Annotated in this window: 19 protein-coding genes; 10 read left to right on the forward strand and 9 right to left on the reverse strand. The window is 63.3% G+C overall.

Annotated features, from left to right (window positions below):
• The first annotated feature begins 77 nt into the window (after positions 1-77).
• From ppdK to K419_RS0119980, 6 genes are all read left to right on the forward strand, one after another.
• Positions 78-2,822, forward strand: coding sequence for a pyruvate, phosphate dikinase (gene ppdK / locus K419_RS0119950; RefSeq protein WP_026843083.1), 2,745 nt, complete (start codon positions 78-80; stop codon positions 2,820-2,822).
• A gap of 167 nt (positions 2,823-2,989) precedes the next feature.
• A complete protein-coding gene (locus tag K419_RS0119955) occupies positions 2,990-3,190 on the forward strand; it encodes a cold-shock protein (RefSeq protein ID WP_026843084.1) in 201 nt (66 codons plus the stop codon).
• Between the two features lie 93 nt (positions 3,191-3,283).
• Positions 3,284-3,733 (forward strand): YaaR family protein, encoded by a 450-nt coding sequence (locus K419_RS0119960; protein WP_012529082.1) that lies wholly within the window; start codon positions 3,284-3,286, stop codon positions 3,731-3,733.
• A 137-nt stretch (positions 3,734-3,870) separates the two neighbouring features.
• On the forward strand, positions 3,871-4,698 hold the full coding sequence (locus tag K419_RS0119965) for a PstS family phosphate ABC transporter substrate-binding protein (protein WP_035497650.1): 828 nt from the start codon (positions 3,871-3,873) through the stop codon (positions 4,696-4,698).
• A 335-nt stretch (positions 4,699-5,033) separates the two neighbouring features.
• Entirely contained in the window at positions 5,034-5,867 is an 834-nt protein-coding gene (locus K419_RS0119975; protein WP_026843087.1) for a PstS family phosphate ABC transporter substrate-binding protein, read from the forward strand.
• On the forward strand, positions 5,864-8,092 hold the full coding sequence (locus K419_RS0119980) for a putative bifunctional diguanylate cyclase/phosphodiesterase (RefSeq protein WP_026843088.1): 2,229 nt from the start codon (positions 5,864-5,866) through the stop codon (positions 8,090-8,092). Before K419_RS0119975 ends, K419_RS0119980 begins: the two co-directional genes overlap by 4 nt.
• Positions 8,093-8,373: 281 nt before the next feature.
• On the opposite strand, the gene K419_RS0119985 is transcribed toward K419_RS0119980, so the two are convergent.
• The 6 genes from K419_RS0119985 to K419_RS0120010 all read right to left on the reverse strand — a co-directional run bounded on the left by K419_RS0119985 (position 8,374) and on the right by K419_RS0120010 (position 13,552).
• Entirely contained in the window at positions 8,374-9,030 is a 657-nt protein-coding gene (locus tag K419_RS0119985; RefSeq protein ID WP_026843089.1) for a fumarylacetoacetate hydrolase family protein, read from the reverse strand.
• A gap of 17 nt (positions 9,031-9,047) precedes the next feature.
• The gene (locus tag K419_RS0119990; RefSeq protein WP_026843090.1) at positions 9,048-10,004 is read right to left on the reverse strand and encodes a TIGR01212 family radical SAM protein; all 957 of its coding nucleotides are present in this window, start codon (positions 10,002-10,004) and stop codon (positions 9,048-9,050) included.
• A gap of 1 nt (position 10,005) precedes the next feature.
• Entirely contained in the window at positions 10,006-10,662 is a 657-nt protein-coding gene (gene thiE, locus K419_RS0119995) for a thiamine phosphate synthase (protein ID WP_026843091.1), read from the reverse strand.
• Complete coding sequence (locus K419_RS0120000; RefSeq protein ID WP_012529089.1) at positions 10,659-11,441, reverse strand: thiazole synthase; 783 nt, start codon at positions 11,439-11,441, stop codon at positions 10,659-10,661. Before K419_RS0120000 ends, thiE begins: the two co-directional genes overlap by 4 nt.
• Before the next feature lie 69 nt (positions 11,442-11,510).
• Positions 11,511-11,738, reverse strand: a complete 228-nt coding sequence (gene thiS, locus K419_RS23765; protein ID WP_026843092.1) for a sulfur carrier protein ThiS — start codon at positions 11,736-11,738, stop codon at positions 11,511-11,513.
• Between the two features lie 185 nt (positions 11,739-11,923).
• Positions 11,924-13,552: a sensor histidine kinase gene (locus tag K419_RS0120010; protein ID WP_026843093.1), complete on the reverse strand. Its 1,629-nt coding sequence runs from the start codon at positions 13,550-13,552 to the stop codon at positions 11,924-11,926.
• A gap of 327 nt (positions 13,553-13,879) precedes the next feature.
• On the opposite strand from K419_RS0120010, the gene K419_RS0120015 reads away from it, so the two are divergent.
• Positions 13,880-14,662, forward strand: coding sequence for an IclR family transcriptional regulator (locus K419_RS0120015; protein WP_026843094.1), 783 nt, complete (start codon positions 13,880-13,882; stop codon positions 14,660-14,662).
• Between the two features lie 40 nt (positions 14,663-14,702).
• Here K419_RS0120015 and coaE read toward each other — a convergent pair whose 3' ends face one another.
• Complete coding sequence (coaE, locus tag K419_RS0120020) at positions 14,703-15,326, reverse strand: dephospho-CoA kinase (RefSeq protein ID WP_026843095.1); 624 nt, start codon at positions 15,324-15,326, stop codon at positions 14,703-14,705.
• 43 nt (positions 15,327-15,369) lie between these two features.
• Complete coding sequence (locus K419_RS0120025) at positions 15,370-17,007, reverse strand: DUF342 domain-containing protein (RefSeq protein WP_026843096.1); 1,638 nt, start codon at positions 17,005-17,007, stop codon at positions 15,370-15,372.
• Positions 17,008-17,409: 402 nt separating this feature from the next.
• On the opposite strand from K419_RS0120025, the gene K419_RS0120030 reads away from it, so the two are divergent.
• From K419_RS0120030 to K419_RS0120040, 3 genes are all read left to right on the forward strand, one after another.
• The gene (locus K419_RS0120030) at positions 17,410-19,422 is read left to right on the forward strand and encodes an FAD-dependent oxidoreductase (protein ID WP_026843097.1); all 2,013 of its coding nucleotides are present in this window, start codon (positions 17,410-17,412) and stop codon (positions 19,420-19,422) included.
• Positions 19,423-19,479: 57 nt separating this feature from the next.
• Positions 19,480-21,948: a molybdopterin-dependent oxidoreductase gene (locus tag K419_RS0120035; RefSeq protein WP_026843098.1), complete on the forward strand. Its 2,469-nt coding sequence runs from the start codon at positions 19,480-19,482 to the stop codon at positions 21,946-21,948.
• 145 nt (positions 21,949-22,093) lie between these two features.
• Positions 22,094-22,330, forward strand: a complete 237-nt coding sequence (locus K419_RS0120040; protein ID WP_026843099.1) for a hypothetical protein — start codon at positions 22,094-22,096, stop codon at positions 22,328-22,330.
• An 11-nt stretch (positions 22,331-22,341) separates the two neighbouring features.
• Here K419_RS0120040 and K419_RS0120045 read toward each other — a convergent pair whose 3' ends face one another.
• Positions 22,342-22,896: a hypothetical protein gene (locus K419_RS0120045; RefSeq protein WP_026843100.1), complete on the reverse strand. Its 555-nt coding sequence runs from the start codon at positions 22,894-22,896 to the stop codon at positions 22,342-22,344.
• Between the last annotated feature and the right edge of the window lie 14 nt (positions 22,897-22,910).

A 22,910-nucleotide genomic window follows, 5' to 3' on the forward strand; every position in this document is an offset into this window, starting at 1 on the left:
CGGCTGTTTGCCTTTCAAAAAAATAATTTGTATACTCTAAGCTCGAAACTTATTAAAAACATCTGAGGAGGGTTTCAATGGGAACGAAGTACGTGTACTTTTTCGGCGCCGGCAAGGCGGACGGCAACGCCAAGATGAAGGAGCTTTTGGGCGGTAAGGGGGCGAACCTCGCCGAGATGACCAGCATCGGCCTCCCGGTCCCCGCCGGCTTCACCATCAGCACCGAAGTCTGCACCGAGTACTACAAGAACGACCGCAACTACCCTTCCTCCTTGGCGGCCGAGGTGGAAAAGAACCTGGCCCAGGTCGAGGCGCTCATGGGGAAGAAATTCGGCGATGCCAAAAACCCGCTCCTGGTCTCGGTCCGCTCCGGCGCCCGCGCCTCTATGCCCGGCATGATGGACACCATACTGAACCTGGGTCTTAACGACACCACGGTTCAGGGGATCATCGCGCAGTCCGGCGACGAGCGCTTCGCCTACGACGCCTACCGCCGCTTCGTGCAGATGTACTCCGACGTGGTGATGGGGATGCCCAAGGACGAGATGGAGCACCTCCTGGAGCAGAAGAAGGACGCTCGCGGCGTGCACCTCGACACCGACCTCAAGGCATCCGACTGGAAGGAGCTCGTGGGCGAGTTCAAGGCGAAGATCAAGGCGACCCTGGGGGTCGAGTTCCCCGAGGACCCGAAAGAGCAGCTTTGGGGCGCCATCGGCGCCGTGTTCGGCTCCTGGATGAACCAGCGTGCCATCACCTACAGAAAGCTCAACAGCATTCCCGCCGACTGGGGCACCGCCGTCAACGTGCAGTCCATGGTGTTCGGCAACATGGGTAACGACTGCGCCACCGGCGTCGCCTTCACCCGCGACCCCTCTACCGGCGAGAACTACTTCTACGGCGAGTACCTGGTGAACGCCCAGGGCGAGGACGTCGTCGCCGGCATCCGCACCCCGCAGCCGATCAACAGGGCCAAGTACAAGCCGGGCGACCTCCCCAGCATGGAGGAGGTGCTTCCGGACTGCTACCAGCAGCTGGCCGAGATCCGCGACATCCTGGAGCGCCACTACCAGGACATGCAGGACATCGAGTTCACCATCGAGAAGGGAATCCTCTACATGCTGCAGTGCAGAAGCGGCAAGAGGACGGCCAAGGCGGCCATCAAGATCGCGGTGGACATGGTGGCTGAGAAGCTCATCGACGAGAAGACCGCGGTGCTGCGCGTAGCTCCCAACCAGCTGGACCAGCTCTTGCACCCCTCCCTCGACCCGAAGGCCGACAAGAAGGTGATCGCCAAGGGGCTTCCGGCTTCGCCTGGGGCCGCTTCCGGCGAAGTGGTCTTCACCGCCGACGAGGCAGAGACGCTGGCGAAGCTCGGGCACAAGGTGATCCTGGTCCGCGTCGAGACCTCCCCCGAGGACATCCACGGCATGCACGCGGCGCAGGGTATCCTGACCGCCCGCGGCGGCATGACCTCCCACGCGGCGGTCGTCGCCCGCGGCATGGGGAAATGCTGCGTGGCCGGCTGCGGCGACATCAAGGTCGACTACAACCAGGCGCAGTTCGTGGCCAAGGACGGGAGCGTGATCAAGAAGGGGGACGTCGTCACTCTCGACGGCTCCACCGGCGAGGTGATGAAGGGCGCGGTCGCGACCGTCGCCGCAGGGGTCGGCGGCGACTTCGGCACCCTGATGGGGTGGGTAGACAAGTTCCGCAGGATGAAGGTCCGCGCCAACGCCGACACCCCGCACGACGCGAAGACCGCCCGCGACTTCGGCGCCGAGGGGATCGGCCTTTGCCGCACCGAGCACATGTTCTTCGAAGCGGACCGCATCGCGGCGGTGCGCGAGATGATCCTCTCCGCGGACCTGGAAGGCAGGAAGAAGGCGCTCGCCAAGATCCTCCCGATGCAAAAGGGTGACTTCAAGGGGCTCTTCCGCGAGATGAAGGGGCTTCCGGTCACCATCCGCCTCCTCGACCCGCCGCTGCACGAGTTCCTCCCCCAGGAGGAGAAAGACATCGAGGCGCTCTCCGCCACCATGGGGGTCTCGGTGCAGACCCTGAAGCACAAGGTGGAGTTCCTGCACGAGTTCAACCCGATGCTCGGGCACCGCGGCTGCCGCCTCGGCATCACCTTCCCGGAGATCTACGACATGCAGGTGCAGGCCATCATGGAGGCCGCCTGCGAGCTGGTGAAGGAAGAGGGGTTCGACATCGTCCCCGAGATCATGATCCCGCTGGTGGCAACGACCAAGGAGCTCGCCGTTATGCGCGCCAACGCGGTCACCGTCTGCGAGGAGGTGATCAAGCGTTACGCCGTGAAGGTCGAGTACCTGATCGGGACCATGATCGAGCTTCCCCGCGCGGCCATCACCGCCGACGCCATCGCAGCCGAGGCCGACTTCTTCTCCTTCGGCACCAACGACCTGACCCAGACCACCTTCGGCCTCTCCCGCGACGACGCCGGGAAGTTCCTCCCCTTCTACGTGGAGAACGGCCTCCTCGAGGACGACCCGTTCGTCACCCTGGACCAGCAGGGGGTAGGCGAGCTGGTGCGCATGGGTTGCCAGAAGGGGCGCCAGACCCGTCCCGGGATCAAGCTCGGCATCTGCGGCGAGCACGGCGGCGATCCGGCCTCGGTCATCTTCTGCGACTCGGTCGGGCTCGACTACGTCTCCTGCTCCCCCTTCCGGGTACCCATCGCGCGCCTGTCCGCCGCCCACGCCACGCTGAACGCCGAGGCGAAGGCCGCCTCCGCTGCCAAGGGATGCGGCTGCGGGGGAAAGGGGAGTGACGCCTCGCAGCAGCCCGCGGCGACCGCCTGATTCCGGCAGACGGCACCCGGCAAAGGCGCCGCCTGCAGCCGGCAGGCTTGACACTTTTTCCGTAAACGTGTAATAGGGCAAGCAGCAGATGCGTCGAAGACGCACAAAGGGGGGGGCGGTTGAGCCGCCCCCCCATCCAACAACAAGCAGCAAAGGGAGAAAAAGTAATGGCAAACGGTGTGGTGAAATGGTTCAACGACGCTAAGGGATTCGGCTTCATCGAGCAGGATAACGGGGTGGACGTGTTCGTGCACTTCTCGTCGATCCAGGGAGACGGTTTCAAATCCCTCGCCGAAGGGGACTCGGTCAGCTTCGACATCGTGCAGGGCGCCAAAGGGCCGCAGGCGGCCAACGTGGTAAAGAACTAGCTAAGCCTATCCACCATCATTGGGCCCCGGATTTCCGGGGCTCTTTTTGTTTTCCCCGCAGCACTGCCGCCGCGGGGCGCGGAGTACCTCCAGATGCGCATCGACGAAAAGAGCGAATCACGCAGCGTCGCCAAGAAAGGGAAGGGGACCCCGGCCAAAAGCGTCGCCGGTTCCTCCGGGCAGCTCTTCGCCGGGCGGCTCACGGCCATCGCCAAGAGCGGCACCGAGTACGAAGGGGAACTAAAGCGTCTGAAGGAGGAGATCGACAAGGCGGGCGAGGTTCTGGAGCAGGAGCCGACCATCGCCAACTTCAAGGTGTTCCGCGAGCTGATCGGCACCATGGCTCGCAAGGTCACGGCCGAAGCCTACCGGGTGGAACTTTTGAGCGGCGGCGTGACCGGGCGCGCCCACGAGGTGATCTCGGTCATCGACAAGGAGGCGGACCTCCTCTACCACCTGGTGATGCGCGAGCAAAAAGACCACATCCGCATCGTCTCCCAGATCATCAAGATCAAGGGGCTGGTGGTCGACTTCCTCCTGTAAAGGGGATTTTCGTAAATTAACGAAAACCCACAAGTTAATGAGGGATGCGGCCGATGTTGTAAAGGTTGCCCCTCTCAAATCCGTTCCCGGGACCAGCCCTGTTTTTTTGACCGTCAGACAGTCGAAAGGAGCGCATCATGTCTCACCCGTATCTCCCCCGCGGGGTCGTTTTGGCCTTGCTCTTTCTCCTTTTATCCTGGCAGCCGGCTGCCGCGGAAACCATCAGGCTCAACGGTACCGGGTGCGGGGTAACCCTGATGAAGCCTTTGATCGCCTCCTTCCAGAAGAGCCACCCGGAGATCAGCTTCGAGGTGCAGAAAAGCGTCGGTTCCGCCGCGTCGCTCAAGGCCATCGCCAAGGGTGCGCTTGACGTCGCCGTTCCCGGCCGCGAGCTCAAACCGCAGGAAAAGGTAGCGGGAATCGCCTGGTACGAGTACGGCAGGACCCCCTACGCCGTGGTCACCCACCACGACACCAAGCTCGACAACGTGACCACCGGGCAGCTTGCCGCCATGTACTTCGGGACCCATGGAGAGTGGGCGGACGGCGACTTCGTACGCGTGGTCCTGCGTCCCAAGGAAGACATCGACACGGCGGTGCTCCGTTCGCTCTCCCCGGAGATGGACCGCGCGGTCACCGCGGCGCACGCGCGACCGGACATGCTGATGGGCATCACCGACCAGGAGACCTTCGACCACCTCAAGAAGACCGCAGGAACCATCTCCTTCATCCCCCTGATCATGCCTCTTTCCGAGCCCGGCACAGTCAACGTCGCGCGCCTGAACGGGGTGGCGCCGACCCTGTCCAATCTCTCGGATGGGAAGTACGGCTACGCCAAAAAGATCCTGGTGGTGACGAAGAAAAACCCCTCCCCCGGGGTGAAGGCGTTCGTGCAGTTCCTGGAGTCCAAGAAGGCGCGGGCAATGGCGCAGAAGCTCGGGTTGCTTCCGGCCGCAGGGAAGTGACACGGGGGAAGGACTAGCCCGCATCTAACGACAAATGAATCTCGTTCCCAAGGCGTTCCCAAGGTTCACCTTGGGAACGCAATGCCAGTTGAAGCTCCAGCTTCCGTCGGGCGCCAAGCTGGAGCTTGCGCTGCCTTGGGTTCCCAAGCTGGAGCTTGGGAACCAGAAAAATGAACTTTTGCAAAAGAATGCTGGCAGGCAATTAATGAAGCTGGAGCCGGGCGCTATTCATGATAAAATACCTCAAGCGGGAATGCCCCGGGGCCGATACGTTGAAAGGCATGTTCCGACCCGTTTCGGGCTCATTCTGAAAGGATAATCGACGAGGAGGTTGCATGAGCATGGTAGAGAAGCGGTTCATCCCCATAGCGTTGGTCCTCTGTCTGGCACTGGGACGGGGACAGGCGGCACCGGCCCAGGAGATTGTAAGGCTCAGCGGCACGGGAGCGGGAGTGGCCCTGATGGCGCCGCTCGTCGAGGCGTTCGAGAAGGAGAATAAGGGGATCAAGGTCCACCTGGAGAAAAGCCTGGGGAGCACGGCCTCCATAAAGGCGACGGGCAGGAGCGCGCTGGACCTTGCCATTTCCGGGCGTCCGCTGAAGCCGGCCGAGAGCGCGGAGGGGCTGGTCCAGCTCGAATACGGCAAGAGTCCTTTCGTGGTGGTGGCCCATGCCGGTACCAAGCAGAGGAACATCTCGCTGAAAGAGGTGATCGACATGTACTCCGGGAAGATCCCCAAGTGGCCCAACGGCGACTACGTCCGCGTGGTGCTGCGCCCCAACGAGGATGTCGACACCAAGCTCGTGCGCGCCATCTCGCCCGATATGGACATGGCCGTGACAGCCGCACAGGCGCGCAAGGACATGCTGCTCGCCATCACCGACAACGATGGGTTCGACGCGTTGAAAAGGACCCCGGGGACGATCGCCTTCCTGGCGCTCACCCTTCCCCTCTCCCAGCCTGGGAGCGTCAAGGTCCTGCGCCTGGACGGCATGCAGGGAAGCGTCGCCACCCTGGCCGGGGGGAAGTACCCCTACGTCAAGCCGCTCTACCTGGTGACCAGGAAAGAGAACTCCGCCGCGACCGAGAAGTTCGTGAAGTTCCTCTACTCTAAGAAGGGAAAGTCGCTGGCAGTCAGGTACGGGCTGCTGCCGACCGGGAATAAATGACCCAGGAAAGCCAAAACATCCGGCGCAGGACCACCTTCATCGCGCTGATCGTCTCCACGATGCTGACGGTGGTTCCCCCCGCCATCTACTTCGTCATGTCCTTCTCTCATATGAAGGGCGTGGTCGAGGCCGAAGGGGAAATCAACGCCCGCCTCGTCGGGGCGCTCGTGGTGGCGAACCCCCAGATGTGGGAGTTCGAGGAACTGCGCCTCAAGGAGTTGCTCGGGCGTCGCTCCAAAGCCGGGGTGAAGGAAATAAGAAGGATCTACAACCTGAAGCACGAGGTGATCGCTGAGAGCGGAGAGCCGCTGCCGCGGCCGGTCTTCGCCCTCTCCTTCTCCGTTCACGACGCAGGGCACGAGGTGGCCTTGCTCGAGGTCTCCCGCTCTTTGCAGCCGGTTCTGCTCAAGACGCTCCTGGCCCTTTTGGGGGGCGCCCTCGTGGGGGCATACGCCTTTTTCCGGCTGAGGACCGTGCCGCTGCGCGCACTCGACGAGGCGTACCGAGTCCTGAAGCAGAGCGAGGAGAAGTACCGCTCCGTGTACGAGTCGCTCAACGAAGGGCTGGCGCTGTACCGGGCCTCCCGTCGGGAGGACGGCACCGCCGACCTGGTCCTGACCGACGTGAACCCCGCCGCCATCAACGTGTTCGGCTTCAGCAGGGACGACATCGGCGGCTGGATCAGCGAGCTTCTGGACGGCCTCTTCGAGGAATGCGCCGAGCAGGTCTTCGGGGCGCTGCAGGCCCGGGGCGAGGTGAGCCTGGAACTGGAGCAGAACTCCACCGGCCGCATCTTCTCGCTCACCGCGTTCCCCATGGGGTACGGCATGGTGGCGACGCTCCTTGAGGACGTGACGGAGAAGAAAAGGACCGCGGAGCAGTTGGAGCGGCTCGCCTACTACGACAGCCTCACCGGGCTTTTGAACCGCCGCATGCTGTTGGACCGGATGGAGCAGGCCATCGGGACCGCGCAGCGTGAGGGGATGAAAGTGGCCACGCTCTTCATGGACCTGAACGGCTTCAAGGTGATCAACGACACGCTCGGGCACAAGGCGGGGGACCAGATACTTGTCGAGGTGGCAAAGCGCCTGCAGAAGATGGTGCGCAAGAGGGATACTCTGGCGAGGCTTGGGGGGGACGAGTTCGTGGTGGCGGCGACCTTCGAGAAGGACGAAAACGCGAGCGCCATCGCCAAGAACCTGATCAACGCCATCACCCCGGTTTACCAGGTCTGCGACCGGGAGGTCTACGTGGGGGCGAGTGTTGGGATCTCCATTTTCCCCGACGACGGGGATGTACCCGAGACCCTCTTGAAGAACGCCGACATCGCCATGTACAACGCCAAAAGACAGGGGCAGGGCGGCTTCTGCTTCTACAGCGCGCAGCTGAACGAAAGGCTGCACGAACGGATGCAGCTGGAATTCAAGCTGAGGGGGGCCGTGGAGCGCGAGGAATTCTTCCTGGAGTACCAGCCCATCCTGGACAGCAAGACCGGGCGCATCACCGCGGTGGAGGCGCTGTTGCGCTGGAACGACCCGGAAAAGGGGAGGGTGATGCCCGACTCCTTCATCCCGCTCGCCGAGGATACCGGCGTCATCCTCCCACTTGGGGAATGGGTGCTCCGCACTGCCTGCGCCAAGCTCAGGCAGTGGCAGGACGCAGGGGTCATGCCGGTGCGGATGGCGGTGAACATCTCGGGGAGACAGTTCACCCAGGGGGACCTGGCGAAGACGGTGGAAGATGCCCTGCTGCAAAGCGGCGTCCACCCCTCCTGGCTGGAGCTGGAATTGACCGAGACCTGCCTGATTAAGAACGTCGAGGAGACGGTGAAAAAGCTCTGCCGCCTCAAGGGGTTGTGCGTCTCCATCTCCATCGACGACTTCGGGACCGGCTACTCCTCGCTGCAGTACCTGAAGAACTTCCCCATCGACCACCTGAAGATCGACAGGGGGTTCATCAACAACGTCTGCGAGCTCCCGGACGACAGGGCCATCGTGGACGCCATCATCGGCATAGCGAAGGCGATGGATCTCCACGTCATCGCGGAAGGGGTCGAGACGAGGCAGCAGGCGGAGCACCTGATGCGGCGCGGCTGCGACGAGTTCCAGGGGTACTACTTCTACCGGCCGCTCCCCGAGGAGAAGCTCCTGGAGGTGCTGGCGAGCAAGGCCGCCGCGGGCCTTCCCGCCGGCGAAGACGCCGACTGGCTGGAGCTTCAGGCCTAGAGGCAAGGTCAAAGGCGCAGCACGCGGATAGGACGGATAGGACGGATAGGACGGATAAGGCGATACAGGCGGAATAAAGGCTAAACGAAAAAGGGGGGCTCTCAGGAGCCCCCTTTTTTTATTCGCCGCAGCCGCACCCTTTGTTTTTGGGGTCGAGCGGGGTTTTCTTGCCGCACTTCTGGCACCGCCAGAAGAGGCCCCCTCAACCGGGTATCAGCACCATGAGCCCCTGGCAATCGGGGCACTGTTGTTCGTTTTTCATCCGATTCTCCTTTTTCTATTTATTTGACCGAGACCTGCAGTCTCCCCACTTGGGTAATTTCGGCGACGACGCTGTCCCCGCTTTTGATCGGGCCGACGCCGGCCGGGGTGCCGGTCAGCACCAGGTCGCCCGGCTCCAGGGTGAAGATGGAGGAGAGGTAGGAGATGAGCTCCGGGATGCGGTGGATCATGAGGCCGGTCGAGCCGTCCTGCCGCTTGACCCCGTTGACGCTGAGCGTGATGGTGAGCGCCTGCGGGTCGGCCACAGCGCCTGCCGGCACGAAGTCGGAGAGGGGGCAGGCGGTGTCGAACCCCTTGGCGATCTCCCAGGGGAGCCCCTTTTTCTTCTGCTCCGCCTGCACGTCCCTGAGGGTCAGGTCGATGGCGACGCCGTACCCGGCCAGGTGGCCTAACGCCTGCGCGGGGGGGATATTGCTCCCGCCGGTGCCGATCAAAAGCGCCAGCTCCGCCTCGTGGTGGCAGTCGCTGGAGTAGGGGGGGATCACGATCTCTTCCCCTTCGCCGATGACGCTGGAGGCCGGCTTCATGAAGATCACCGGGCGTTCCGGGGTCTCGTTCCCCAGTTCCTTGATGTGGTCGGCGTAGTTCCTCCCGATGCAGAGGATCTTGCCGATCCGGTACTCTTTTGCTGCTCCCTTGACCCTTGCCGTCTTCATGTTTCTCCTCGCTTTAGCTAGCCGTTCACCGCGCGCATCTCGCAACCCACCCGGCACCCCTGCCAGCTCCCGCGCCTTTTCAGCTCGTTCACCACCGCGTACCACATCTGGTTGTTCTTCAGGTTCCAGTTGGGGGCGACCCGGATGGAGAGGGGCGCCGAGCCGTAGAGCCTCTGGATCGAGACCCTGGGCGAGAGCTCTTCCAGGAAGTCGCAGGCCGCAGCTACGTATTCGGCAAGCGAGATGGGGAGGTAGCTCCCGTCGCGGTACATGCGGGCGAGCTTGGTTCCCTCCACCGCGTGCAGTTGGTGCAGCTTTACCGCGGTCACCGGGAGCGAGGAGATGAGACGCGCCCCCTTGACGAAGCCGCTCCTTTGTTCCCCGGGAAAGCCGTAGATGAGGTGGGTGCAGATGTCGATGCCGCGCCCGGCAAGCCGGTCCACGGTCGAGAGGTACTCGGCGAAGCTGTGGCCGCGGTTGATCCCGGTGAGGATGGCGTCGTCGATGGACTGAAGCCCGAGTTCCACGCAGACGTAGCGGTCGCGGGCAAGCTCGGTCAAAAGCGCCACGGCGTCGTCGTCGATCGAGTCGGGCCTGGTGCCGACCGAGATCCCCACTACGTCCGGATGCGAAAGGGCGCGACGGTACAAATCGGAGAGCTTCTCCACCGGCGCGTAGGTGTTGGTGAATTTCTGGAAATAGACGATGAACTTCTCGCTCGCCAGGCGGGTCCGGTGGTAGGCCATCCCGGCCGCCATCTGCTCCTCGATGGGGATGACGGCTACCGTCTCCTTGGGGGAGAACGAGCTGTTGTCGCAGTAGATGCAGCCGCCGGTGCCGCGGCTGCCGTCGCGGTTGGGGCAGGTGAAGCCGCCGTCCACGTTCACCTTGGAGACGCGGCAGGAAAAGCGCCTTCTCAGGTAGGAGCCGTAGGAGTTGATGCGGAGCTCGCTATGGATGGGGGAATCGGCCATGTCAGTCGGCGTGCTCCAGGGGGGGGAGAAGGGCGATGAGCTTCTTCGCTGCCTCACGCGGGTCGGCTGCGGAGAGGACGGCGGAGATGAGCGCGACGCCGCGCACGCCGCAGCCGGCTGCCTCGGCGCAGTTCTCCTTTTTGATCCCCCCGAGCGCGAAGACCGGGACCTGCAAAAGCCCCGCCACGGCTTGAAGCTTCGCGGTCCCCACCGGGTCGCCGTAGGAGGCCTTGGAGGGGGTGTAGTAGACCGGGCCGAAGGTGATGAAGTCGGCCCCCATCTCCTGGGCGGCGATGGCCTGCGCCTTGTTGTGGCAGGAGACCCCGATCAGCTTCCGCTCTCCCAGAATCCGCCGCACCTTGTAGATGGGCATGCTGGCGCTTCCTATGTGCACGCCGTCGGCGTCGACGGCGAGCGCTATGTCGGCGCGGTCGTTGATGATGAGCTTCGCGCCGTAGCGCGAGGTGAGGCGGCGCAGCTCGTGGGCCGTCTCGTAGAGTTCCTTGCTGGAGGCATCCTTGTCGCGGTACTGTACCGCGCGCACTCCCCCCTTGAGAGCTTCCTCGACCACGTACTCGAGGGGGCGCCCCTGCGTCTCCTCCCTGCCGGTGATCAGGTAGAGGTTGAAGTCTATCCAGGGTGATTCCAGCTCTTTCACCCGATGAGCCCAGCCAAGGGGGAGGAGGCGCTGGCGTAGAGCTTCCTGGGGATGCGCCCGGCCAGGTAGGCGAGCCTCCCCGCGCGCACCGCGCAGTTCATCGCCTCTGCCATGGCGACCGGGTCCTTGGCCCCGGCGATGGCGGTGTTCATGAGGACGCCGTGGCAGCCGAGCTCCATGGCGATGGCAGCGTCCGAGGCGGTCCCGACCCCAGCGTCAACGATGACCGGCACCTTGACGCTCTCCAGGATGATCTGGATGTTGTAGGGGTTGCGGATGCCGAGGCCGCTTCCGATGGGCGCTCCCAGCGGCATCACCGCGGCGCATCCCATGTCCTCCAGCTTTTTGCAGATGATGGGGTCGTCGCTTGTGTAGGGAAGGACGGTGAACCCCTCGGCCAGAAGCACCTTGGCCGCCTTCAGGAGCTCCTCGTTGTTGGGGTAGAGCGTCTTCTCGTCCCCCAGCACCTCGAGCTTCACGAAATCGGAAAGGCCGGCCTCGCGCGCCAGGCGGCAGGTGCGGATGGCGTCCTCGGCGGTGTAGCAGCCGGCGGTGTTGGGAAGGAGCGTGTACTTCTTCAGGTCGATGTGGTCGAGCAGCGACTCCTTGCTGCGGTCCGAGATGTTGACCCTTCTCACCGCCACGGTGATGATCTGCGCCCCGGAAACCTCGATGGCGCGCACCATCTGCTGGAAGTCGGCGTATTTCCCGGTGCCGACCATGAGGCGGGAGTCGAATTCGCGTCCTGCAATAACGAGCTTGTCGTTTGTCTGGGTCATCTCGATTCTCCAATTATCTGTTTCCGGGAAGGATCCGGGGGGCGCCGGCCCGGGTGCGGCGGACGCTCGTCATCCTGCCTTGGGCAGGGAAGCCGGAAGGCTTCCTCCTCCCACGAACTGGACTATCTCCAGGGTGTCTCCCTCTTTGAGGTCCGTGGTTTCGTACTGCGCCTTGGGAAGGATCTCCAGGTTCAGCTCGACGGCGACCCGGCGCGGGTCGATGCCCAGGGAGAGGAGGTACTCTTGAACGTTAAGGGGATCGATGGATACGGCTTCGCCGTTGGTGGTGATGTTCACTGCTGCTCCGGTATTGCGCGCGGCTGTTAGCGGTTCTCCCCCGCCGGGGCCTTCTCAGGGCCCGCGGGGCGAGGGGACGAATGCCGTAAACTATCAATATGCCTTGCCGCTGTCAATCGTTTTCTTCCGCGCAGTTGCGCTGCCGCGAGGGGGAGGAAGGGGGAATGGTCGTCTTGTATACAGGGTCAGGCGCAGGGACGGGAGGAAGGTTCACCGGGGGGGGAGAGCGGGGGGAGGGGCAGGGGGGTGACCGAGGCGCGGTCGGGGAGGGGGAGGGTGACGGTGAAGGCGGTCCCCACCCCGATTTCGCTGGTGACGTCGATGCGCCCGCCGTGCTCCTGCACGATCCCGTAGGAGACGGAGAGCCCGAGGCCGGTCCCTTTGTTGGCCTTGGTGGAGAAGAAGGGGTCGAAGATCTTGGTGAGGTTTTGCTCGGAGATGCCGCAGCCGTTGTCCACGATCCTGATGAAGGCCGCCCCCTCGCCAGGTTCCACATCGGTCGTTAGGTGCAGCACCCCTTCGCCGAGCATGGCGTGCCCGGCGTTGACGAACATGTTGACCAGTACCTGCTCGATCTGGTTCGCGTCGATCAAAAGCTTGGGGAGATCGCTTGCGTACTCGCGGATGATGGTCACGTCCTGGAACAGTATCTGGTGCTGGATCAGGGTGAGCGCCGCCTCCGCGATCTCGCTCAGGCTGTGCAGCTCCTTTTGGGGGGGCGCGCAGCGGGCGAACTCCAGGAGCCCCTTCACGATCCCCGCGCAGCGCTTGGTCTCCCTGATCACCGTCTCTATGTCGTTTCTGAGCGTTTCATCGAGCTTCTTGTTGCTCTGGATCAGCGAGGCGAAGACCAGGATCCCGGTCAGCGGGTTGTTGATCTCGTGGGCGATGCCCGCTACCAGCTCGCCTAACGAGGCGAGCTTTTCGCTGCGGATCAGTTGCGCCTGCATCTGGGTCACTTCGTAGGTCCTTTGCTGCACCATCTCTTCCAGGTCCCGCCCCCATCCCTCCAGGTCCTGGCGCGCCCTTTTCAGGTTCAGGGTCATGGCGTTGAAGGAGTCGGCAAGTTCCCCCAGTTCGTCGTTGGCGAAGCCTTGCACCAGGCCGTCCAGCTCCCCGCGCGAGAGCATCTGGGTGTGCTCCAAAAGCTCGCGCACCGGGCGGTTTACCAGCTTCTGGGTGAAGAGGGTGATGCAAAGGGCGGTGAGGGTGAGGACCAAAAGGGTGAGGGCGATGCTGCGGTTGCGGAAGGCGTCCAGGACCGAGTGCATCCGGTCCAGCGGGACCACCACGTCGAGAACCCCCAGCACCTTGAAGTTCTCCGGGTGGAAATGGCAGCTCGCCGAGTAGCAGCTCTCCTCGTTGTAGATGGCGCTGGTGATCCCCAAGAGTTCGCCGCCGCTTTCGCTGAAAAAGCGCCGGCTCCTGTGCTTGGAGGAGGCGGTCAGTAGAAGCTGCGAACCTCCATGGCAGACGGCGCAGACCTCGGCATCCTTTTTCAGCAGGAACCCGGTTTCGGCGTCTTTGGTGGAAAAGATGACGCGGCCGGTCTTGTTGATCAGCCTGATCCGCTCCACCCCCTGCTGGCTCCCCATCTCCTCTATGGTTTTGTAGAACAGCGGGCGGTCGTCCCTGAGCATCTGGTTGTGGGTGGTGCGCAGTATGGTTTCGCTGATGCGGTCCGCCTCGGAGATGGCCTCCTGCAAAAGCAGGCCCTGAAGGCTTCGGAAATTGAGATAGGCGAAGAGCGCCATGGTGCTCAAGAGCACCAGGCTGGTGGCGATGGCAAGTTTGGAAATCAGGTTGAGACGCACAGGGCTCTCCGTCCTTGGGAAGCTGCCTCAGTCGTGTTGGTCCTGTTTTAAAATCGCATGGGGACATGCTTTTTTGCTGCTTGACTTCTTTAGAACATTATTCTACATTTTCACTGCATACCGAAGCTATCCCCCGTCCGTGTCGCCGGGACTGCGGTTTACGCTGTTTTGGCGGGGGAGGGCGAGGGCGTCCGGGCGCGAGTTGGCTAGCGCGAGTTTAATCACATTAAAAGCGTTTATCAAGTTATTTATTTCCTTGACAGCTTTTATTAAATATCCTAGTTAATACTGTTTGAAATTTTTTCCATAACAGAATAGGTGCAGCCAATGGCGAAAAAAGAGAAATCCGAGTACATCATCCAGGCCGTTTCGCACGCTCTCGACCTGCTGGAGCAGTTTCACGACGAAGTGGACGAGCTGGGCGTGACGGAGCTGAGCAAAAGGCTCAAGCTTCATAAGAACAACGTTTTCAGGCTTCTCGCTACCCTGGAGTCGAGAAACTACATCGAGCAGAACAGGGTCACGGAGAACTACCGGCTGGGGCTCAAGACCCTGGAGCTCGGGCAGACCTTCATCAAGCAGATGGGGCTTTTAAGGCAGTCCCGCCCGGTGTTGGAGACGCTGGTGAAGGAGTGCAACGAGACCACCTACGTGGCGATCCTCAAGGAGTTCCACATCGTCTATCTCGACGTGGTGGAGACCGACCTGACCGTGAGGGTGGTGCCGAGGGTCGGCGCCCGGCTCCCCGCCTACTGCACGGCGGCAGGGAAGGTCCAGATCGCCTACATGACCGACGAGGAACTGGAGAACTACCTTCCCACCAAGGAGATGAAGCGCTACACCCCAAAGACGGTGACCGACCGCGAGGAGCTGAAGAAGCACCTCAAGGTGATTGCGGACCAGGGTTACGCCATAGACGACGAGGAGATGGATGTCGGCGTGAAATGCGTCGGCGCCCCGATCCGCGACTACACCCGCAGGATCATCGGCGCGGTGAGCATCTCCGGCCCCTCGATGCGCTTCACCGACGAGCGCCTGGAGAAGGAGCTGATCCCGCTGGTGATTCGCTCCGGCGAGGAGATCTCCCACAAGCTCGGCTATCACAAATAAAGAAAAGGCCCCGTTCGCGGGGCCTTTTTCTTATTCAGTTCTACGGCTCGGCGGCGGGGGCTCCCTCCCGGGCCGCGATCTCCTCGCGCCAGACCCTCAGCACCTCCGCCTCCAGATCCTCCCTGCTCCCCCGGTTGTCGATCACGACCCTTCCCAGCCGCTTCTTCTCCTCCATCGGCATCTGCGAAGCGATGCGCGAAAGCGCCGCCTCGCGCGAGAGCCCGTCCCGCGCCATCAGGCGGGCCAGCTGGGTCTCGTGGTCGAGGTAGACCACCCAGACCTCGTGCACCCTGGAGGTGATCCCGGCTTCGATCAGGAGCGGCGCCACGTAGAAGGCGGTCTTCGCCCCCGCAGCCTTTAGCCTTGCGAGCTTCTCCTCGGCCCGCTCCTTGATGGCGGGGTGGGTGATCGACTCAAGCCTTCGCCTTTTTCCCGGGTCGGCGAAGACGATTTCCCCCAGGGCCGCCCGGTTCAGCGTCCCGTCCGCATTCAGGACCCCGTTGCCGAAGCTCTCCGCTATCTGCGCCAGCGCCCGCTCGCCCGGTTCCACCACCTCCCGGGCCAACTGGTCCGCGTCGATGACCGGCGCGCCGAGCCGTTCCAGGAGGTTCGCCACGCTCGTTTTTCCCGAGGCTATCCCCCCGGTGAGCCCTATGATGCGCATCGTTCACTCCGGCGCAACGATTTGCAGTCAGGTGGGGTGGGTTTCATGAGTAGATGATTCCCTGTTCACCCAGGGCGAAGGTCGGGTTGGTCAGGTCCTCCTCGATCATCAGCGCCGTCGAGCCGATCCTGATCTGCGTCCCCAGGAAGGCGTCGCGTTCCACCTCCACCCTTGCCTGCGCGTTGATCTCCATTCTTTTCTCCAGTCGCTTCTTCTCGCCGGTGAGTTCGGCGATCTCCCCCTGGTACTTGGCGTAGATCCGCTCTTTGAGGGCCAGGAGGCCGGGCTCCATTTTTCCAGGGTTCTCGCGCACGTAGGCGAGCGTCTTGGCCAGTTCCTCGATGAGGCGCCCCTTCTCGGCAAAAGCGTCCAGCACTATCTCGAGCTTCTTGTTCAGCGCCGGGTCGACCCCCACCTCGATGACGGTGGGGACCCCGGCGTGGGAGCCGACCACCACGGCATGCACCAGCGAGACGGCGCGGCAGACCCCGCCGATGAGGTGCCCTTTGCGCGCCCCCTTTTCGCCGACCGTGATGCTGGAGCCGGAGGTGAGTTCGCTCTGCATGGAGAGTTCCTTGACCACGATCTCGCCCCCGGCGTTGATGAGGGCGTTCTCGGCGAACTGCACCCAGACCGTGCCTCCCGCCTCCAGCTGCGCCATCTCCTTGCGGTTCTCCACCTTCCCCTGCGCACCTTTGCCGTGGCCGATCACCCCGCCGCTGACCACGATGTTCCCGCCCGCCGTGACTCTCGCCGCCTCGACGATCCCCCCGACGTTGATGTCGTGGGTGGCGCTCACCTCCATCCCCTCCAGCACGTCCCCCTCGATATCGAGGGATCCCTTGAAGTGGAGGTTGCCGGTGGAGAGGTCGACCCGTTTCACCTTGAAGACCGGGTCGACGATCACCCCGCGGGGAACGATGACCGGGTGCCCCGAGATGGCGGCGACCAGGAGATCGCAGTCGGTGAGATCGCAGGCGATCCCGGTGAGGTTCTCGGCGAAGGAGAGCTCGACCCCGTCGGTGGTGGGGAGTTCGACCCCCAAAAGGTTCACCCCCGGGATCCCCTGAGTGGGGTGGGTGCGGCGCAAAAGCGGGTCCCCAAGGCTTACGCTGACGATGTCCCCGAGGTTGCGGTAGTCGGCCGTGTCGTCATCGGAGAGCTGCGGCGCCTGGGCGGTTATCTCCGGGATGAGCGAGATGAACTGGGTGTCCTCGCCAGGTACCGGCGGGGTGCCCGCGGCGATGACGAGCTTCGGCGCCTCGCCCGCTTCGACGGCGCACCTGATCTCGTCGTAGAGGATGCCGCAGACTACGCCCCGGGCGGCCAGTTCCTGCTCCACCTCCTCGACCGTGATGCGGCGCCCCCCGAAGGCGGGCTGGATGGTCATGACGGCCTGCATCATGTCGTCCGGGATCTGGATGGCGAGGGTGGCGTCACGCCGCTCCCCTATCTGCAGGGAGAACGCCATGGGGGAGACTTCCCACTTCTTCAGGAACTGCCCGAGCGCGTCCCGGGAGATGAAGAGGTCGCCGTAGCCTTCCTCGGCGATCGCCTCCTCCAGCTGTTCCTGGCTGATCCCCTGCTTGTTCACCACCGGGGTGAACGAAGCGGTGAGCACCCTCTGGTCGGGGCTCAATTTGAACGCGATTCCTGTCCCTTCGAGACGATTGCTCTGCATAACTCCTCCGCCCAAGGCGCCCGCCGCTTTGTCGGCGCGCTGTCGCAATATATATCGGCATTTCGCGGGAAAGATTTAATAAATGCTGTAGCTAGGCGCTTTTGCGTCGGAAAGGGTGCAGTCGCGGCGGTCGCCAAGGCGTCCGGGGGATGTTAGGTCGGAACCGGATTAAAAACAACAATTAAATCGGGCAGGGGAAAAGTGGACGCGCGCGGGGTGCACAGCCCGATGTTGTATACGAGCTACACCGGCGATAATCCGAGCGATTTTTCACTTGATTAGAGCTGAGTGATGTGATAAAAACTGGATACTGTATACAATCTGACCAATACGATTTGCTTAATAAATGTAAACATTTAGCCGTTAAAAAGGTGAAATCTAACAGCTATTTCGGAGGCCTAAGTGGCAGAGGTTGTTTTTTCCAGCTGGGGCAGAAACATAGTTGATAACCGCAAGGGGGGCGAGGCCAAAGAGGTCAGCTTCAAGCTCCCGGTCAGCTACGACGGAGAGCGCCCGCTTTCGGCCTTTATCGGCTGGGACGGGATCATCCTGTACAACAAGGACGTCGACGTCCCCGCCATGGTCGCCGAGTACATGAAGCGAGTGCAGACCAAGTACGTCTGCGGCAAATGCACCCCCGGCAAGAAGGGGACGCGGGTGATGATGGACGCGCTTCTCGCCATCGTCGAGGGGCGCGGCAGCGAGCAGGACCTGGACACCATCCTCGACCTGGGGGAGGTGCTCAAGCACTGCAAATGCACCCTCTGCCCGAGCTCGTCCGTGCCGGTCATCGATGCCGTCACCCACTTCCGCGACGCCTTCGTCAACTACGTCCGCGGCGCCAAGAGCCTCTCGAAGGAGTTCCGCTACATCGAGAAGTACACGGCTCCCTGCATGGACAAGTGCCCGGCCCACATCGACATCCCCGCCTACATCGAGGCGGTGAAGGATTACCGCTTCGGCGACTCGCTCTCCACCATCCGCGACTCCATGCCGCTTCCCTCTGTCTGCGGGCGCGTCTGTCCGCATCCCTGCGAGACGGCCTGCCGCAGGAAGAACGTCGACGAGTCGATCAACATCATGGTGCTGAAAAGAAGCGCCTCCGACTACGAGTGGCAGCACGGCCACCTCCCCCCCATGGTCCCCAAGGAGAGGAGGTCGAAGAAAGTGGCCGTCGTGGGCGCGGGTCCGGCAGGCCTTGCCGCAGCCTACTACCTGGCGCTGGAAGGGTACCCGGTAACCATCTACGAAGCGCTTCCCCTGGGAGGCGGCATGGTAGCGGTCGGGATTCCCCCGTACCGTCAGCCGCGCCACCTCTTGCAGCGCGACATCGACATCATCTCCTCGCTCGGCGTCGAGATCGTCTACAACACCCGGATCGGCAAGGACATCACGCTGGACGAGCTGAGGCAGAAGTTCGACGCGGTCTTTCTCGCCCCGGGCGCGCACCGCTCGAAACCGATGGGGGTCGAGGGGGAGGACAAGGGTTACAAGGGTTTCCTCACCGGCGGCATCGACTTTTTGAGAAACGTCTACCTGGGCCTTCCCACCGGTATGGGGAAGAAGGTCTTCGTGGTCGGCGGCGGCAACACGGCCATCGACTGCGTCAGGGTGGCGCTCAGGGAAGGGGCCGAGGAATCGGTGCTGGTCTACCGCCGCTCCAGGAAAGAGATGCCGGCTGACGTCTGGGAGGTCGACGGGGCGGACGAGGAAGGTGTGCGCTTCGAGTTCCAGGTGCTCCCGACCCGCGTCGTCGCCAACGACAAGAACGAGGTCACCGGGGTCGAGCTGATCAGGATGGCCATGGGCGAGCCTGACGCCTCCGGGCGCCGCCGTCCCGAGCCGGTCCCGGGCTCCGAGTTCGTCATCGAGTGCGACACCATCATCCCGGCCATCGGCCAGGATGCGGACCTCTCCTTCATCCCGGCCGAGGCGGGGATCGACACCACCAAGTGGAGCACCATCGTCACCAAGCACATCCCGCTCTCCGGGCACGACGGCAAGGCGCTGAAGGACGGCATGGGGAACGATCTCTCCAGGACGCTCATCACCAACTGCGACGGCGTCTTCGCCGGGGGCGACGCCGAGATCGGCCCGCTCACCGTCGTAGCCTGCGTGGGTAGCGGCCACCGCGCCGCCAACGTGATCGCCCGCTACCTAGAGGGGAAGGGGGTCTCTCTTACCGATCAGGAGCGGATGGAGGACATCCTCACCTACTTCGGCGTCTACGACAAAAACGAGAATGTCCAGTGGCTGGACAGCGCCTCCCGGGAGCACCAGGCGGAGGTGCACGGCAAGGAGAGGGCGAGCTACAAGAACTACTGCGAGGTGGAGCTTGGTTACGCCAACAGCCAGGCGGTGCGCGAGGCGGAACGCTGCCTGCGCTGCTACCGCGTCGCCATGGTCGCGGTCTAAGGGGCGCGCCGGCAGGACCTGTTAAATTCAATTCACGGAAATATTGAGGTTTCTTATATGGTCAGCTTAACCATCGATGGCAAAAGCGTGCAGGTCGAAAAAGGTACCACCATACTGGAGGCCGCGGCCACAGTCGGGATCAAGATCCCGACCCTTTGCTGGCTGCAGAAGGTCTCTCCGACCGGCGCCTGCCGCGTCTGCGCCGTGGAGGTAGCCGGCGTGGAGCGCACCATGACCGCCTGCAACACCCCGGTCAAGGAAGGGATCCAGGTCACCACCGACACCCCGGCGCTCAGGGAAGCGCGCAAGAAGATCATGGAGCTCATGCTGGTGAACCACCCGCTGGACTGCCCGGTCTGCGACGCCGGCGGCGAGTGCGACCTGCAGGATTCCTGCTACGCGCTGGACGCGACCAAGCAGGAGTATTCGGCGCTCCTCGAGCGCCGCCCGATCCGCTACGACTGGCCGCTCATCGAAAGCGACCCGAACCGCTGCATCCTCTGCGAGAAGTGCGTCAAGGTGGACCACGAGATCGTCGGCTGCGACGCCATCGAGGTGGTGAACAAGGGTGAGGCGGCCATCATCGACACGGTGGACGGAAAGCCGCTCAACTGCGAGTTCTGCGGCAACTGCGTCGCCGCCTGCCCGACCGGGGCTCTGATCACCAAGCCCTTCAAGTTCAAGGGTCGCCCCTGGTCCTTCAGCACGGTTCCCAGCGTCTGCGCCTTCTGCGGCGCCGGTTGCCAGATCGACTACCATGCCAAAAACGGCCGCGTCGAGCGCGTCACCAGCGACGACGGCAGCTACAACAACGGCAACCTCTGCATCAACGGCCGCTTCGGCTACCGCTACCTCCACTCGCTGGAGCGGCTCTCGGACCCGATGCTGCGCGACGGCTCCGGCCGCCTCGCCAAAGCCGACTGGGAAACCGCCCTTACCGCCGCGGCCGACAAGCTGAAGCAGATCGTCTCCCAAAACGGCGGCAAGGCCGTCGCCGGCTTAAGCTCCCCCAGGGTGACCAACGAGGAGAACTTCCTCTTCAAAAAGTTCCTCACCGAGGCGATAGGCTCCGCGAACGTCGACTCCGAGGCGCGCTTGGGCTTCGCCCAAGCCCAGGCCCAGATGTCGCGCCGTTTCGGCTTCACCGGCGCCAGCACCACCATCGACGCGCTCGACAATGCCCAGGCCATCCTGGTCTTCGGCTGCGACCTGAACGCCGAGGCCACCGGCCTCGAATACCGGGTGATCAAGGCCGCCACCAAGAAGGACGCGCGGCTTATCCTGGTCAACATGCGCGACGTGAAGCTGAGGAAGTTCTCCAACGCGCAGCTGAAGCATCTTCCGGGGAGCGAGCTCTCCGTGATCTACGCGCTGATGAAGGGGATCCTCGCCGCAGGGGGCGCGCTTCCGGCCGGCTCCGAGGCGATCAAGGAGGCTCTGGACAAGCTCTCCATGGCGGAGCTCTGCAGCCAGGCAGGGGTTACCGAAAAGGCCGTGGCCGACGCCGCCTCGCTCATCGCGGGCAAAAGCCGCGTCTCCATCGTCTTCGGCGCCGACCTGATCAGAAGCGCAGACGCGGCCCAGAAGATATCGGCGCTCGCCGATCTCGCCGTCCTGACCGGTTCGGCCGCGAAGGAAGGCGGCGGGCTCTTCCCGGTCGACGCCAAGAACAACACGGTCGGCCTCCTCGACATGGGGGTCGCCCCGGGCGCCGACGGAAAGGACCTCTGGGGGATGGTCGAGGGTATCGAAGAGGGCTCGATCAAGGCGCTCTACCTTCTTGGGTGCGACCTGGCCTCCTTCCCGGACAACCAGAGGATCAGGAAGGCGCTCGGAAAGCTCGAACTCCTCATCGTCCAGGACGTGTTCCAGGGCGATTCCCTCGAGTTCGCCCACGTGGTCTTCCCCGCCTCCGCCGCCGCCGAGAAGAGCGGAAGCTTCACCTCGCTCGACAACCGGGTGCAGCCGATCTTCAAATCGACCGCCGCCCCCGGCGCCGCCCGCGAGGACTGGGCCATCGTCTCCGAGCTCTACGGCAAGGTCACCGGAACCGTCCCGTCCTTCACCCCGGCAAGCCTCATGGCGCAGATCAAGAGCGAGATCCCGGCCTACCAGCCGTTCGACGGCTCCAGGAACGGCTTCGTGAAGTCCGGTAACGGCAAGGTGGCACCCGCCCTCGCCCCCATAGCCAATCCGGCCGCGCCCGCACAGGCAACGTTCCAGCTCCTGGTCGGCCCGATCGGGTTCCACAACGGCACCTCGACCACCCGCTCCGACGCGAACCTGAGCGTCGCCCCGGCAGGGTTCGTCGAGCTGCATCCGGCCGACGCCGGGAAGCTCGGCATCGCAGAGGGGGGGAGCGTCAAGGTGATCTCGGCGAACACGTCCTTCACCGCGCCGGCCAGAATCAGCGACAAGCTGCAGCCGGGGCTCCTCTTCGCCCCCTCGCACTTCAGGGAGCTGAATGCCAACGCGCTTCTTACCGGCGGCTGCAACCTGGCCGAGGTGAAGGTGGAGAAGGGGTAGCGCTTGCGCGTACAACCGCTCATGCAACGAAAAAGGCCCCGGTTTCCGACCGGGGCCTTTTTGCTGGCAAGCCTTGACGGCACATGTTAGGCTGGCATTCGATCCGCTGTCGCAGCATCAAGCCGCATCTATCGGGAGGTGTACCATGGACGAGAAACTGGCACGTGTGGCGGTCCTGGCAGGCGCCAACAGCGAGGTCGCCGAAACCCTGGACAAGGTCCTTACCGGCCCCAACGACCGCGCCTACGTGGTCTGCGGCTACCTGGATTGCAAGCAGAACCTCAAGGGGAACTGCACCATCTACACGGTGCTGGACGTGCCGCGCATGAAGACCGGCCGCCCCTGCAGCAGCTACGAGAAGCGCCAGGTCGCCGAGAACTGAGATGAAGGGAATTACAACTCGGGGGAATCTTCCTCGGGGGGGAGACGGCCGTTTCGGTCCAGGAAGGCGAGCTGCTCGGTCCTTTTCCCGACCTGGTCGCTGCAGAAGGTCCAGATGCGGTAGCTCTCCAGGCAGAGGATGGTGAACCCGGCGCCGAAGACCGCCCAGTAGTTGTCGGCCAAGGCCTCGGCGAAATAGTAGAAGAGGTAGAAGCCGGCCAGGTAGCCGACGTGGCAAAAGCTGCTCGGGTGCCTGAGCCCGGCCATCATCCGGGAGAGGCTCAGGATGATGGCGGAAAAGGTGTAGAGCACCAGCACCAGGCTGATCATGAGCGGCGTCGGGGGCGCGCCCAGCGCCTGGATCACGGACTGGGGCGCGGGGAGGAACCAGAACTCGCGCCAGGCCAGCATGCTCAAAAGCAGAAACAGGGAAAGCGCCCAGAGTCCCCGGTTCGAGAACCTCTTCAGGCGCTTTATCTCGTCCAAAAGCCCCTGGCGCAACGCGGCCTGCGAGTCGCACGGCGCCTGCCCCATAACCCCTGTCTTATCGTTCTCCGCCTGCTCCATTCACACACTCGATT

The organism is Citrifermentans bremense R1 (assembly GCF_000426865.1).
GTDB lineage: Bacteria > Desulfobacterota > Desulfuromonadia > Geobacterales > Geobacteraceae > Geomonas > Geomonas bremensis.

Bases quoted from the DNA above. Each gene is read 5' to 3' on its own strand.
- K419_RS0119960 (WP_012529082.1), top strand. From the start codon at position 3,284: ATGCGCATCGACGAAAAGAGCGAATCACGCAGCGTCGCCAAGAAAGGG.
- K419_RS0119955 (WP_026843084.1), top strand. From the start codon at position 2,990: ATGGCAAACGGTGTGGTGAAATGGTTCAACGACGCTAAGGGATTCGGC.
- K419_RS0119985 (WP_026843089.1), bottom strand. From the start codon at position 9,030: ATGAAGACGGCAAGGGTCAAGGGAGCAGCAAAAGAGTACCGGATCGGC.
- ppdK (WP_026843083.1), top strand. From the start codon at position 78: ATGGGAACGAAGTACGTGTACTTTTTCGGCGCCGGCAAGGCGGACGGC.
- coaE (WP_026843095.1), bottom strand. From the start codon at position 15,326: ATGCGCATCATAGGGCTCACCGGGGGGATAGCCTCGGGAAAAACGAGC.
- K419_RS0120015 (WP_026843094.1), top strand. From the start codon at position 13,880: ATGGCGAAAAAAGAGAAATCCGAGTACATCATCCAGGCCGTTTCGCAC.
- K419_RS0120000 (WP_012529089.1), bottom strand. From the start codon at position 11,441: ATGACCCAGACAAACGACAAGCTCGTTATTGCAGGACGCGAATTCGAC.
- K419_RS0119980 (WP_026843088.1), top strand. From the start codon at position 5,864: ATGACCCAGGAAAGCCAAAACATCCGGCGCAGGACCACCTTCATCGCG.
- K419_RS0119990 (WP_026843090.1), bottom strand. From the start codon at position 10,004: ATGGCCGATTCCCCCATCCATAGCGAGCTCCGCATCAACTCCTACGGC.
- K419_RS0119975 (WP_026843087.1), top strand. From the start codon at position 5,034: ATGAGCATGGTAGAGAAGCGGTTCATCCCCATAGCGTTGGTCCTCTGT.
- K419_RS0120035 (WP_026843098.1), top strand. From the start codon at position 19,480: ATGGTCAGCTTAACCATCGATGGCAAAAGCGTGCAGGTCGAAAAAGGT.
- K419_RS0119965 (WP_035497650.1), top strand. From the start codon at position 3,871: ATGTCTCACCCGTATCTCCCCCGCGGGGTCGTTTTGGCCTTGCTCTTT.
- K419_RS0120025 (WP_026843096.1), bottom strand. From the start codon at position 17,007: ATGCAGAGCAATCGTCTCGAAGGGACAGGAATCGCGTTCAAATTGAGC.
- K419_RS0120045 (WP_026843100.1), bottom strand. From the start codon at position 22,896: ATGGAGCAGGCGGAGAACGATAAGACAGGGGTTATGGGGCAGGCGCCG.
- K419_RS0120040 (WP_026843099.1), top strand. From the start codon at position 22,094: ATGGACGAGAAACTGGCACGTGTGGCGGTCCTGGCAGGCGCCAACAGC.